This is a genomic window from Bradyrhizobium sp. SUTN9-2 (assembly GCF_003122645.1).
Classification (GTDB): Bacteria; Pseudomonadota; Alphaproteobacteria; order Rhizobiales; family Xanthobacteraceae; genus Bradyrhizobium; species Bradyrhizobium yuanmingense.
In genome coordinates, this window is record NZ_LAXE01000001.1 from 1209157 (window position 1) to 1221501 (window position 12345).

Below are 12345 nucleotides of genomic sequence, written 5' to 3' on the forward strand. Positions count from 1 at the left end.
CTCCACGAGTCGAGTTCGCAGAGGCAGCCCCTCACCCCAACCCTCTCCCCGTGAAGGACGGGGAGAGGGAGCAGAGCGGTGCAAGCGGTGAGAGGGAGAAGACGCTCCTCCTCCGCGTTGAAAAGCTCGTCAAGGAATATCCCCGCCAGGGCGCGACCGCCGTGCTCGGCAAGCTGTTCGGCCGCAAGCCGCCGGTCGAGCCGGACGTGTTCCGCGCCGTCGACGGCATCAGCTTCGTGATCGGTCATGGCGAGAGCGTCGGTCTGGTCGGCGAATCCGGCTGCGGCAAATCGACCACGTCGATGATGGTGATGCGTCTGCTCGACCAGACCTCCGGCCTGATCCAGTTCGACGGCGAGGACATCGGCGGCATTCAGCCTGCCGCCTTCGCCCGGCTGCCGCAGCGTAGCCGCATCCAGATGGTGTTCCAGGACCCGACCGACAGCCTCAACCCGCGCTTCACCGCCGCGCGCGCGATCGCCGACCCGATCATGCAGCTTGGCGATATCAAGGGCCGCGACGCGCTCCGCGCCCGCTGCGAGGAACTCGCCACCATGGTCGGCCTGCCGCACAATCTGCTCGACCGCTTCCCGCACCAATTGTCCGGCGGCCAGAAGGCCCGCGTCGGTATCGCCCGGGCGATCGCGCTGCATCCCAAGCTCGTCATCCTGGACGAGCCGACCGCGGCGCTGGACGTCTCCGTGCAGGCTGTCGTCCTCAACCTGCTGCAGGACCTCAAGGCGCGGCTAGGTATGAGTTATCTGTTCGTCTCGCATGATTTGAACGTGGTGCGCTTGTTGTGCGATCGTGTCATTGTGATGCGGACCGGACGGATCGTCGAGGAGGGCTCTTCCGAGCAGGTTCTTGGCGATCCCAAGGACGACTACACCAAGGAGCTGCTGACGGCGATCCCGCATCCGCCGTTGCCGACACACTGAGACTGCACTGATTGCTTGAGAGCGTGATGGCCGAACCCCTGGACGACTATATCGACGCCGTATCGAAGGCGCTGGCGCTGCCGATCGAGGAGGCCTGGCGGCCTGCCGTGCGCGCCAACCTCGAGGTCTCGTTGCGGCTTGGCCGTCTGGTCGACGAATTTGCGCTGCCGGACGAAACCGAGCCGGCGCCGATCTTCACGGCCTGACGCCATGTCCGCCAAGCCAGAGATGACGGCCTCCGAGATCGCAAGTGCGGTTGCGGGGCGCAAGATGTCCGCGCTCGATGCCACTGAAGCTGCGCTCGCGCGCATCGCGCGGCATGACGGCATCCTCAATTCCTTCACCGACGTCACCGCTGAACGCGCCCGCGCGAAAGCGCGCGCGATCGATGCGGATCTCGCGGCGGGCAGGACAATCGGTCCGCTCGCCGGCGTACCCTTCGCGGTCAAGAACCTGTTCGATGTCGCGGGCCTGCCAACGCGCGCCGGCTCGAAGATCAACCGGGACCTAGCGCCCGCCAAGCGCGATGCGACGCTGATCGAGCGGATGGAGGCGGCCGGCGCCGTTCTCGTCGGTGCGCTCAACATGGGCGAATACGCCTACGATTTCACGGGCGAGAACATCCACGACGGTCCCTCGCGCAATCCGCACGACACCACGCGGATGAGCGGCGGCTCCTCCGGCGGCTCGGGCAGCGCCGTCGGCGGCGCGCTGGTGCCGATCGCGCTCGGCTCCGACACCAACGGCTCGATCCGCGTGCCGTCGTCCTTCTGTGGCATCTTCGGCCTGAAGCCGACCTATGGCCGGCTGTCACGTGCGCGCTCCTTCCCGTTCGTGGCGAGCCTCGATCATCTCGGCCCGTTCGCGCGCTCCGTCGCCGATCTCGCGCTCGCCTATGACGCGATGCAGGGTCCGGATGCCGACGACGGCGCCTGCACTACGCGCGGGTTAGAGCCCGTCACGCCGCTGCTCGATGAGTCCATCTCCGGCCTGCGCGTTGCGATCGCCGGCGGCCACTTCCAGAAGAACGTGTTTCCGGAAGCGGTCGAAGCCGTCAGCCGCGTCGCCAAGGCGCTGGGCGCAACGCAAGTGGTGGATGTTCCCGAAGCATCGCGCGCCCGTGCCGCCGCCTATGTCATCACCACCACTGAAGGCGCTTCGCTCCATCTCGATCGCCTGCGCAAGCGCCCTGGCGATTTCGACCCGGCGGTGCGCGACCGGCTGATCGCGGGCGCCATGGTGCCGGCCCCGCTGGTCGACCGCGCCCAGAAATTCCGCCGCTGGTATCGCGCGCAGCTTGCCGAGATCTTTCGGTCGGTCGACGTGCTGCTGGCGCCGGCGACGCCCTGCACCGCGCCGAAGCTCGGCCAGGTCAATTTCAATCTCGACGGCGTCGAGCTGCCGGTGCGCGCCAATATCGGCATCCACACCCAGCCGATCTCCTTCATCGGCCTGCCGGTGGTCGCGGTCCCCGTGCCGCTCGAGCCGCTGCCGATCGGCGTGCAGATCATTTGTGCGCCCTGGCGCGAGGACATCGCGCTGCGCGTCGCGCACGCATTGGAGAAGATGGGCGTCGTCGCTGCGCCCGCGCCGAGAGGGTTCTAAGATGCAGATCGATCTCCCCGAGGTGATCGCGGAAGTCAAAGCCGCGTTCGAGCGCTATGAGCAAGCCCTCGTCAGCAACGACGTCGCCGTGCTCGGCGAGCTCTTCCGCAACGATCCGCGCACCTTGCGCTACGGCATCGGCGAGAACCTCTATGGCTACGAGGCAATCTCCGGTTTCCGCGCCGGCCGTTCGCCGGTCGGGCTGAACCGCCGCACCGCCAAAACCGTGATCACCAGCTATGGCCGCGACACGGCCGTGGCGTCCACCTTGTTCTATCGCGATACGGCTCCCGGCAAGGTCGGCCGGCAGATGCAGACGTGGATACGTTTCCCGGAGGGCTGGCGCGTCGTCGCCGCTCATGTCAGCATCATCGACGAGCCGAAAGAGACCGTATGACGCTTGATGATCTTCCGCAGGGCGCATTGCCGGCCGAGCCGGTGGTGCCGCGCGTCGACCGTGCATCGCCGTCGCTGCTGAAGGTCACGCGCGCCGAGGAGCTGCGGCTGCAGCTTGCCGACGAGATCGTGCGGGGAACGCTGGCGCCGGGCTCGCCGCTGGACGAGACCGACATCGCGCGGCGCTTCAACGTCTCGCGCACGCCGGTACGCGAGGCACTGCGCCAATTGGTGGCGAGCGGCCTCGTCGAGGCGCGGCCGCATCGCGGCGCCGTGGTGGCGCGGCCATCCGTCGAGCGGCTGAAAGGCATGTTCGAGGCGATGGCGGAGCTCGAGGCCTTGTGCGCCGGTCTTGCCGCCGAACGCATGTCGCCGGCGGAGCGTCACGGCCTGGAGGCCGTCCACGAGGAGCTGCGGGTGCTGAGCTACACCGGCAATCCCGAGCGCTTCCACGAGGTCAACGAGCGCTTCCACAACGCGATCTATGCCGGCTCGCAGAACGGTTACATCGCCGAGATCACGCTCGCGACCCGCGTGCGCGTGCAGCCGTTCCGCCGCGCCCAGTTCCGCAACCTCGGCCGCCTCGCCAAATCGCAAGCCGAGCACGACCGCGTCGTCGTCGCCATCATGCGCGGCGACAAGCAGGGCGCCGCCGCCGCCATGCGCGCGCATATCGAGCTGGTGCGCGGGGAGTACGAGATCTACGCGGTGTCGGTGTGAGTTGCGTGTTCACCACGAGGTGAAGGAGAGGCGTCGGTTCTCAGGAACCCGGCTTTGCACCGATCGTTTCCTCCCATCGATCCGATAAGGAGAATACACCATGGCCTCCTCCGAGAAAGATCCCCGCCATCACACCCAGAAGATGAAGCAGCGTCTACAGGAGACGGTGACGCATCTGCGCGAAGACATCCGCAAGGTCGACGAGCCCCAGCTCACCGCGATGTTCGAAACGTCCGCAGAGGTGCTGTCCGGCCTCGTCAAGGCGTTCGACGATTACGAGAAGAAGAACGAAGCCGCCTGGCGCAAGTCGGCGTGAGGCCGCGGTCGCTGTCTACGCCGTCGTAGCTTCAGCCATAAACTTGCGCCAGCCGCCATAGGCGGTGATGTCGCGAGCTTCGCCCAGCACTTCCGGCTCGACCAAAAATCCCTTCACGCTGCGGCCGTCGGCGAGCCTGATCGTGCCGATCGCCATGGGCGCGGGAATCGCGTTGACGAACTTGCCGAAGGCGGAGGACGACAGCGACCAGATCTCCAGCTCGATCGCAGCGCCTTGGCCGGCCTCGACGCGCAGCATGCCCGGCTTCGGCGGCGTGGTCTGGAGTGCATAGAGCTTGTAATCGGCGGCCGTCCTGGTGGCCTCGATCATGTGTGCGTTCAGCGCCGTCAGCTCGCCGTTCAGCGCCATGCCGGACAGATGTGCGCCGACCACCGCGATCGGAATCTCGTCGTCGCTGCTTGCGGGCAGGGGCGCGAGCGGGGCCTGCGCCACACCCTTCGCGCCGACCGTCAGTTTCGTGTCGCCATGGAACACCCGTCCGATGCTGGCCAGCAGCGCGTCGCGCCCTGCGGGCGCCAGCAGCGTGATGCCGAACGGGATGCCCTCGCTGCGCATCGCAGCCGGCACGGCGAGGCCGCAGAGGTCGAGCAGGTTGACGAAATTGGTGTAGGTGCCGAGCCGGCTGTTGAGCTCGATCGGATTGGCCAGCACCTGCGCGGTCGTATAGGCCGTCGGCGCCGTCGGCAGCACCAGCGCGTCGATGTTGGCGAACGTGCGCTCGGCGATCTTGCGCAGGCCCTGCAGGCGATAGAGCGCCGAGAAGGTTTCCGCCGCGGTCAGCCGCGCGCCGGCCGCGGTGATCTCCCGCGTGACGGGGTGGATCGTGTCTGGCGCGGACGCCAGCAGGTTCTTGATCACGAGGTAACGCTCGGCGACCCAGGGGCCCTCATAGAGCAGCCGCGCCGTCTCGTAGAACGGCTCGAGGTCGAACTCGACCAGCTTTGCCCCGAGCGCGGTCCATCGCTTCAGCGCATCGTTGTAGGCGGCTTCCGCTTTCTTGTCGCCGAAGAAGATCAGCTGGCCGTTGCGCGGCACACCCAAGCGCAGGTTTGCCGGCATCGGCGTGATCGCGCCGAACGGCCGGTCGCGCGAGAATGGATCGGCCTGGTCGGGGCCGGCCATCACCGACAGCGCGAGTGCGGCATCGTCCACGGTCAGTGCGAACACCGAGATGCAGTCGAGCGTGCGGCAGGCCGGCACCAGGCCTGCGGTCGAGATCATGCCGAGGCTCGGCTTCAGCCCGACGATGTTATTGAGCATCGCCGGCACGCGGCCCGAGCCGGCGGTATCCGTGCCGAGCGACAACGGCACGAGCCCGGCGCCGACCGCGGTGGCCGAGCCCGAGCTCGAGCCGCCGGGAATCAGATCCTCGCGGATCGAATTCCGGGGAATGCCGTAGGGCGAGCGGACGCCGACGAGGCCGGTCGCGAACTGGTCGAGATTGGTCTTGCCGATGATGATCGCCCCCGCCCCGCGCAGCCGTTCCACCGCGGTCGAGTCGTGTGCCGGCGTGTAGGAGAAAGCCGGGCAGGCCGCGGTGGTCGGGAAGCCCAGCGCGTCGATATTGTCCTTCACCGCGACCGGCACGCCGTAAAGCGGCAGGCTGGCAGCATCCGCCTGGGCCGCGAGCTTCTCTGCTTCCGCGATCGCGTCCTTCTCGTCGCGCAGGCTGATGAACACGGCAGGATCGTCGTGATCGCGGATGCGCTGATAGGTCCGCGCGACCGTCTCTGCCGGCGTCAGCGTCCCCGCGCGGTGCGCGGCCACAATCGCGGCGATCGTTTCAGGCTGCTCGGCCCCCATGGCGGCAAAACTCCGGCAATTCGACTTCGCCCGGAGCGAAGCAAGCGATGTGCCATTGTGTACAGAATCGGGGCAGGATGATCGTACCGGATCTTATCGTGCGATCAGTGGCTTGGGGGACATTTCGGCCGGCGCCCGGCCGGTCGCCTCAGTGACCTATCTGCCCAAATCATAGGCAGTCGGGATCAGGTGAAGCCGGAGAGGATCCGGAGCAGCTGTGCCCGGTTCTCCTTGCCGATCTTCGCCTCGACGTGCCGCTCGTGCTCGGCCGCGAGCCGCTTGAACTTCTCAAGCGCCGTCTCGCCCTGCGCGGTGAGGTGCAGCGCATGCGAGCGCCGGTCCTGCTTCGACTTGATCCGCTTCACCAGCTTGCGCTGCTCGAGGCTGTCGAGCAGGTGCACCAGCCGGGCGCGCTCGATGCCGAGGCGTTTGGCCACCGCCATCTGCGACAGGCCCGGATTGGCGCCGATCACGGTCAGCACCGAATATTGCGTCGGCCTGATGTCGACCTCGCCGAGCGTCTTGATGAAGTCCTGAAAGATCCAGATCTGGAAGCGCCGCACTGCATAGCCGGCGTGGCCGACCAGCGCGTCGAGGCCAACGTCGTCGGTGCCATCGCGTGGTGCTGCGCCGTTGCCGGCGCGCTTTCGCGGGGCGTGGCGGCCGTCGGCCCGGGATGCTGTGGCTGTCACGTCGTGTCTCCTGTCACGCAACCCTAGCGCCCTTGGGTTCGAAGCGAAAGATTGTTGTTGACGACAACAATTGGCGTGCCCAACATTATAGGCCAAAGCAGCCCGGAACGAGGCCGCGGTCGATCCTGTAACCGGGATGGAGGAGGAAACACATGACAGTCGCCTCACATGGTGACGTTGCAGGCCTGTTCGCAACGCCAAGGACCGTCGCAGAGCATCGGCCCGACGGCAGCATCGTTCTGCGCTCGCCCGAGCCTCTCGGCGAGACTGCGCGCTGCACCGGCGATTGGCTGGAGCAATGGGCGCAGCAAAGGCCGGATGCGATCTTCCTGGCCGAGCGCGGCAACGTCGAAATGCCCTGGACCACCGTCACCTATGCGCAGGCGCTGCGGAAGGTGCGCGCCGCCGCGTCCTGGATCCTGGCGCAAGGGCTCAGCGCGGACCGCCCCGTCGCGATCCTCTCGGACAACAGCATCGATCATGCGCTGCTCGCGCTCGCCGCCCAGCATGTCGGCGTGCCCTTGGCGGCGATCTCGCCGGCCTATTCGCTGATGTCGAAAGATTTCGACAAGCTCAAGAGCATGATTGCGCTGCTCGATCCGGGCGCGATCTACGTCTCTGCGCTCCAGCCGTTCGCGCCAGCGCTGGCCGCCATCAAGCCGTTGCACAGCGCACACATCATCAGCGGCAATGCCGATGACGTCGACGCGCTCGCGTTCCACGCCATTGCGGCAACGCCCGAGACGCCTGACGTCGCAAGAGCCTTTGCGGCACTCACGCCTGATACGATCGCGAAATTCCTGTTCACCTCGGGCTCGACCGGCACGCCGAAAGCCGTCATCAACACCCAGCGCATGCTGACGTCGAGCCAGCAAGCCAAGGCGCAGACCTGGACCTTCCTCGAACGGAGCCGCGATCTCGTCATTCTCGATTGGCTGCCCTGGAGCCACACCTTCGGCGCCAACCACAATTTCAACCTCGTGCTGCGCAACGGCGGCGCGCTCTACATCGATGGCGGCAAGCCCGCGCCCGGTCTGTTCGCGACCTCGCTCGCCAACCTCAGAAGCGTGATGCCGACGGTCTATTTCAACGTGCCGCGGGGCTTCGACATGCTGATCGCGGCACTGCGCAGCAACGAGGAATTGCGCCGCCGCTTTTTCGGCGAGGTGAAATTCGCCTTCTATGCCGGCGCGGCATTGCCGCAGAATCTATGGGATGCGCTCGAAGAGCTCTCGCTCGAGACGGTCGGCCGCAAGCTGCCGATGGTCTCGGCCTGGGGCTCGACGGAAACCTCACCGCTCGCCACGGACTGTCATTTTCTCGCCGAGCGCTCCGGCAACATCGGCGTGCCCATTCCCGGCACCGAGCTGAAGCTCGTCACCTCCGGCGACAAGCTGGAGGTGCGGGTGCGTGGCCCCAACGTCACGCCCGGCTATTGGAAGGCACCCGAGCTGACCAGGCAAGCGTTCGACGAGGAGGGCTTTTACTTGATCGGCGACGCGGTGAAGCTTGCCGATAGCGCGCGGCCCGAGCGCGGCCTGTTCTTCGACGGTCGCGTTGCCGAAGACTTCAAGCTCAATTCCGGCACCTGGGTCAGCGTCGGCGGCTTGCGCGTTGCCGGCATCGCCGCGCTGGCGCCGCTGGCTCAGGACATCGTCGTCGCCGGTCACGGCGGTGACGAGGTGCGTTTCCTGGTGTTCCCGAATATTGCGGCTTGCCGCGCCCATGCCGGTCTGCCCGAAACGGCGGCGGCCAGCGACGTGCTGGCGCACGACAAGGTCCGCAGCGCCATCGCGCAGGGTTTGGCGAAGCTGAAACAGCAGAGCGCCAACTCCTCCGGTCACGCCACCCGCGCGCTGCTGCTCGCCGAGCCACCGTCGGTCGACGGCGGCGAGATCACCGACAAGGGCTACATCAACCAGCGCGCCGTGCTGACGCGCCGCGCCGATGCGGTAGCGCGGCTGAACGATGATGCGTCGGGTGAGTGGATCGGATTGTAAAGGATAAGTTAGCGACGCCACATTCCGCTGTCATTCCGGGGCGCGCCTCTTGGCGCGAGCCCGGAATCCATTTCACCGTAGGGGTGGTGCACGATGGATTCCGGGTTCGCGCCACGCGCGCCCCGGAATGACGAGTGGGATACGCCAACAACCCTGTCGCAATATCCTGCCGATTCTTTTGTTGCCTAAGCAACTAATCTGTGCGAACCGTTCCAGACAGAGATGACGGCGGGCGAACCGCCGCGTTCTTTTCTGGAGGAAGCAATGCGCGGCAGAAGGGGTGCCGTCGGCAAATGCCGGCGCATGATCGGGAGTGACGGGAGCTTGCGCGCCGCGCGCGACCCGTCAGGTGTCGACGCTGCCGGTGACTGCGCCGAGATTTTCGTGCAGCCGGCGCAAGAGATCGATCAGCACCTCGCGTTCGTCCTTGCTGAGGCAGGACAACAGCCGTCGCTCGCGTTCGAACGCAGCGACGATCACCTTGTCATGGGTGGCGCGGCCCCTTGCCGTCAACGAGATCGAGTGGGTGCGGCCGTCGTTCGGGTCGGTGCGGATCGACACCAGCCCGCGCTTTTCGAGGCCGGCAAGCGTCCGGCTCACCGGCCCCTTGTCGAAGCCGATGACGTGGCAAATGCGCGAGGCCGGGATGCCGGGTTCGATCGCCAACAGCGACATGATCCGCCATTCGGTGACGTTGACACCGAACTCGCGCTGATAGAACGCGGTCGCGCTGTTCGAGAGCTTGTTGGCGATGAAGGTGATGAACGCCGGGACGTAACGGTCGAGATCGAGCGTCGGCCCTGCATCATTGGGCGCGGGCTTCTGGCGGGCTCTGGTCGAAGAAGGCGGCATATCGGGTTTCTGACTTGCGGCGGGCCCAAAGACCTAAGGGCATGCGCCGCCCTTTCACAAGATCAAAATGAGGGAGGTCTTCCATGACCGCATCCGGCTGCGCGGGATCGGGTGTCCCGCATCTCGACGTCGACCCCTTCGACATGAGCTTTTTTGCCGACCCCTATCCGGCGCATGAGCTGCTGCGGGAAGCTGGCCCCGTGGTCTATCTCGATAAGTGGAACGTCTATGGCGTGGCGCGCTATGCCGAGGTCCACGCCGTCTTGAATGATCCCGCGACCTTCTGCTCCAGCCGCGGCGTCGGCCTGTCCGACTTCAAGAAGGAGGCGCCGTGGCGGCCGCCGAGCCTGATCCTGGAGGCCGATCCGCCCGCGCACACCCGCACCCGCACCGTCCTGTCCAAGGTGCTGTCGCCGACGGTGATGAAGCAGGTTCGTGACCGCTTTGCCGAGGCGGCCGAGGCGCGTGTCGATGCCCTGCTGCAGATGCGCAGCTTCGATGCGATCGCGGATCTCGCCGAGGCCTATCCTCTGTCGATCTTTCCGGATGCGCTGGGCCTGAAACCGGAAGGGCGCGAGCATCTGATTCCCTACGCAAGCGTGGTATTCAACGCGTTCGGCCCACCCAACCAGTTGCGCCAGCAGGCGATCGAACGATCGGCGCCGCATCAGGCCTATGTCGCCGAGCAGTGCCAGCGCGAGAATCTGGCGCCCGGCGGCTTCGGCGCCTGCATCCATGCACAGGTCGACGAGGGCGCCATCACGCCCACCGAAGCGCCGCTGCTGGTGCGCTCGCTGCTGTCGGCCGGACTCGACACGACGGTCAACGGCATCGGCGCTGCGGTGTATTGCCTCGCGCGCTTTCCCGATCAATGGCAGCGGCTGCGCGACGACCTCACGCTCGCGCGCGGTGCCTTCGAGGAGGCCGTGCGCTTCGAGAGCCCGGTGCAGACCTTCTTCCGCACCACCACCCGTGAGGTCGAGCTCTCCGGTGCGCGAATCGGTGAGGGCGAGAAGGTGCTGATGTTCCTTGCCGCCGCCAACCGCGATCCGCGGCGCTGGGATGCCCCCGACAGGTACGACATCACCCGCCGCACCTCCGGCCATGTCGGCTTCGGCTCCGGCATCCACATGTGCGTCGGCCAGCTCGTCGCCCGCCTCGAAGGCGAGGTGATGCTGACGGCGCTGGCGCGCCGCATCGAGAGAATCGAGATCACGGGCGAGCCGAAGCGCCGTTTCAACAACACGCTGCGCGGGCTCGACAGCCTGCCTGTGACGATCACCCCGGCCTGACGAGGAGCTTGATGCCTGCCATTACCTTCATCCATCCCGACGGCAAGTCCGATCGCGTCGAGACCGCGGGCGGCGAGAGCGCCATGCAGGCCGCGACCCGTCACGGCCTCGACGGCATTCTGGCCGAATGCGGCGGCAACGCGATGTGCGCGACCTGCCATGTCTATGTCGACGAGAGCTGGCTCGCGCGCCTGCCTGCGATGGCTGACGACGAGGATGCGCTGCTCGACGGCACCGCCGCTGAGCGGCGACCGACGAGCCGACTGTCCTGTCAGATCACGATCACGCCCGATCTCGATGGGCTCGTCCTGAAGTTGCCAGAGCGGCAGGTCTGATCTGCCAAGCCGTCGGATCTTCGCAAAATATCAAACAGGGAGGGAATGATGAAACATCTGAAGTGGACGCTCGCGCTGGCTGCGAGCTTGGTGACCGGCGCGGCCAATGCCGAAATATCGGACAACGTCGTGCGCATCGGCGTGCTCAACGACATCTCCGGCATCTTCCAGGACACCAATGGCATGGGCTCGGTCGAGGCCGCGCGGATGGCGGCGGAGGATTTCAACGGCGGCGGCAAGGGCATCAAGGTCGAGATCGTCTATGCCGATCACCAGAACAAAGCCGATGTCGGCAACGCCATCGCGCGCAAATGGCTCGACGTCGAAGGCGTCGACGCGATCGTCGACGTGCCGAACTCGGCCGTCGGTCTTTCCATCAACGCGCTTCTGCGCGACAGCCGCATGACCTTCCTGGCGTCCTCGACCGCAAGCTCGGACCTCACCGGCAAGGCCTGCTCGCCCAACACGATCCAATGGGTCAACGACGCCTGGGCGACCGGCAACACCACCGCAGCCGCCATGGTGTCGCGCGGCGGCAAGGATTGGTATTTCCTCACGGTCGATTACGCGCTCGGCAAGGGCATCGAGGCGGAGGCGCAGAAATACATCGAGGGGCACGGCGGCAAGGTGATCGGCTCGTCCAAGCATCCGCTCGGCACCTCCGATTTCGCGTCCTTCCTGCTGCAGGCGCAAAGCTCGAAGGCGCAGGTCATCGGGCTCGCCAATGCAGGCGGCGACACCATCAATGCGGTGAAGCAGGCCGCCGAATTCGGCATCCAGCAGAGTGGGCAGAAGCTCGTCGCCTTCCTGCTCTTCATCAACGACGTTCACGGCATGGGCATCAAGGTCGCGCAGGGCCTCCAGCTCATGGAAGCCTTCTACTGGGACATGAACGATGATTCCCGCGCGTTCGCCAAGCGTTTTGCTGCACGGCCCGGCATGAACGGCAAGATGCCGAGCGGCAATCAGGCCGGAGTCTATGCTTCCACGCTCGCTTATCTCAACGCCGTCGCCGCCACCGGCAGCGACAATGCCAAGCAGGTCGTGCCCGAGATGAAGAAGTTCAAGGGCAAGGACAAGCTGTTCGGCGACACCGCGATCCGTCAGGACGGTCGCGTCGTGCATCCGATGTACCTGTTCGAGGTGAAGAAGCCGGAGGAGTCGAAATATCCGTACGACTATTACAAGCTGGTCGCGACGATTCCGGCAGACCAGGCGTTCCGCCCGCTCGCGGAAGGCGGGTGCGAGCTGGTGAAGTAGCGGCCGCGAGCGCGGCGCAATTGCACCCTCTCCCCTTGTGGGAGAGGGTGGCTTCGCGAAGCGAAGCCGGGTGAGGGGTCTCTCTCCTCACGAACAATCGCGAGAGTTGAGAGAA

The 12345-nt window shown here is 66.1% G+C and carries 13 protein-coding genes; 10 read left to right on the plus strand and 3 right to left on the minus strand.

Annotation, left to right across the window (positions count from 1 at the left end; all coding sequences use genetic code 11):
* From XF30_RS05635 to XF30_RS05660, 6 genes are all read left to right on the plus strand, one after another.
* Positions 1 to 938, plus strand: a 938-nt coding sequence (locus tag XF30_RS05635) for an ABC transporter ATP-binding protein (RefSeq protein WP_146207785.1), incomplete at its 5' end; no start/stop codon positions are given.
* A gap of 26 nt (positions 939 to 964) precedes the next feature.
* Complete coding sequence (locus XF30_RS05640) at positions 965 to 1144, plus strand: DUF4089 domain-containing protein (RefSeq protein ID WP_036001861.1); 180 nt, start codon at positions 965 to 967, stop codon at positions 1142 to 1144.
* 4 nt (positions 1145 to 1148) lie between these two features.
* A complete protein-coding gene (locus XF30_RS05645; protein ID WP_192893043.1) occupies positions 1149 to 2543 on the plus strand; it encodes an AtzE family amidohydrolase in 1395 nt (464 codons plus the stop codon).
* A gap of 1 nt (position 2544) precedes the next feature.
* Positions 2545 to 2940 carry an oxalurate catabolism protein HpxZ gene (hpxZ, locus tag XF30_RS05650; RefSeq protein WP_109142158.1) on the plus strand — a complete coding sequence of 132 codons (396 nt, stop codon included), beginning with the start codon at positions 2545 to 2547 and terminating at the stop codon, positions 2938 to 2940.
* Positions 2937 to 3659, plus strand: coding sequence for a GntR family transcriptional regulator (locus tag XF30_RS05655; RefSeq protein WP_036042811.1), 723 nt, complete (start codon positions 2937 to 2939; stop codon positions 3657 to 3659). Before hpxZ ends, XF30_RS05655 begins: the two co-directional genes overlap by 4 nt.
* A 100-nt stretch (positions 3660 to 3759) precedes the next feature.
* Positions 3760 to 3975: a hypothetical protein gene (locus tag XF30_RS05660; RefSeq protein ID WP_029673845.1), complete on the plus strand. Its 216-nt coding sequence runs from the start codon at positions 3760 to 3762 to the stop codon at positions 3973 to 3975.
* 15 nt (positions 3976 to 3990) lie between these two features.
* On the opposite strand, the gene atzF is transcribed toward XF30_RS05660, so the two are convergent.
* Positions 3991 to 5799, minus strand: a complete 1809-nt coding sequence (gene atzF / locus XF30_RS05665) for an allophanate hydrolase (RefSeq protein ID WP_109142159.1) — start codon at positions 5797 to 5799, stop codon at positions 3991 to 3993.
* 185 nt (positions 5800 to 5984) lie between these two features.
* Positions 5985 to 6491, minus strand: coding sequence for a MarR family winged helix-turn-helix transcriptional regulator (locus tag XF30_RS05670; protein ID WP_192893044.1), 507 nt, complete (start codon positions 6489 to 6491; stop codon positions 5985 to 5987).
* A 152-nt stretch (positions 6492 to 6643) separates the two neighbouring features.
* On the opposite strand from XF30_RS05670, the gene XF30_RS05675 reads away from it, so the two are divergent.
* The gene (locus XF30_RS05675; RefSeq protein ID WP_109142161.1) at positions 6644 to 8491 is read left to right on the plus strand and encodes a feruloyl-CoA synthase; all 1848 of its coding nucleotides are present in this window, start codon (positions 6644 to 6646) and stop codon (positions 8489 to 8491) included.
* Between the two features lie 345 nt (positions 8492 to 8836).
* Here XF30_RS05675 and XF30_RS05680 read toward each other — a convergent pair whose 3' ends face one another.
* Entirely contained in the window at positions 8837 to 9343 is a 507-nt protein-coding gene (locus tag XF30_RS05680; protein WP_057028476.1) for a MarR family winged helix-turn-helix transcriptional regulator, read from the minus strand.
* 83 nt (positions 9344 to 9426) lie between these two features.
* Here XF30_RS05680 and XF30_RS05685 point away from each other — a divergent pair, with 83 nt between their 5' ends.
* From XF30_RS05685 to XF30_RS05695, 3 genes are read left to right on the plus strand one after another with little or no spacing between them, the layout of a single operon-like run.
* The gene (locus XF30_RS05685) at positions 9427 to 10635 is read left to right on the plus strand and encodes a cytochrome P450 (RefSeq protein WP_109142162.1); all 1209 of its coding nucleotides are present in this window, start codon (positions 9427 to 9429) and stop codon (positions 10633 to 10635) included.
* Between the two features lie 11 nt (positions 10636 to 10646).
* Positions 10647 to 10970, plus strand: a complete 324-nt coding sequence (locus XF30_RS05690) for a 2Fe-2S iron-sulfur cluster-binding protein (RefSeq protein WP_057028474.1) — start codon at positions 10647 to 10649, stop codon at positions 10968 to 10970.
* 48 nt (positions 10971 to 11018) lie between these two features.
* The gene (locus XF30_RS05695; protein WP_109145585.1) at positions 11019 to 12230 is read left to right on the plus strand and encodes an ABC transporter substrate-binding protein; all 1212 of its coding nucleotides are present in this window, start codon (positions 11019 to 11021) and stop codon (positions 12228 to 12230) included.
* Positions 12231 to 12345 lie beyond the last annotated feature (115 nt).

Excerpts from the sequence above, each read along its gene's own strand:
- XF30_RS05640 (WP_036001861.1), top strand. The coding sequence starts at position 965 with ATGGCCGAACCCCTGGACGACTATATCGACGCCGTATCGAAGGCGCTG.
- XF30_RS05645 (WP_192893043.1), top strand. The coding sequence starts at position 1,149 with ATGTCCGCCAAGCCAGAGATGACGGCCTCCGAGATCGCAAGTGCGGTT.
- hpxZ (WP_109142158.1), top strand. The coding sequence starts at position 2,545 with ATGCAGATCGATCTCCCCGAGGTGATCGCGGAAGTCAAAGCCGCGTTC.
- XF30_RS05655 (WP_036042811.1), top strand. The coding sequence starts at position 2,937 with ATGACGCTTGATGATCTTCCGCAGGGCGCATTGCCGGCCGAGCCGGTG.
- XF30_RS05660 (WP_029673845.1), top strand. The coding sequence starts at position 3,760 with ATGGCCTCCTCCGAGAAAGATCCCCGCCATCACACCCAGAAGATGAAG.
- atzF (WP_109142159.1), bottom strand. The coding sequence starts at position 5,799 with ATGGGGGCCGAGCAGCCTGAAACGATCGCCGCGATTGTGGCCGCGCAC.
- XF30_RS05675 (WP_109142161.1), top strand. The coding sequence starts at position 6,644 with ATGACAGTCGCCTCACATGGTGACGTTGCAGGCCTGTTCGCAACGCCA.
- XF30_RS05680 (WP_057028476.1), bottom strand. The coding sequence starts at position 9,343 with ATGCCGCCTTCTTCGACCAGAGCCCGCCAGAAGCCCGCGCCCAATGAT.
- XF30_RS05685 (WP_109142162.1), top strand. The coding sequence starts at position 9,427 with ATGACCGCATCCGGCTGCGCGGGATCGGGTGTCCCGCATCTCGACGTC.
- XF30_RS05690 (WP_057028474.1), top strand. The coding sequence starts at position 10,647 with ATGCCTGCCATTACCTTCATCCATCCCGACGGCAAGTCCGATCGCGTC.
- XF30_RS05695 (WP_109145585.1), top strand. The coding sequence starts at position 11,019 with ATGAAACATCTGAAGTGGACGCTCGCGCTGGCTGCGAGCTTGGTGACC.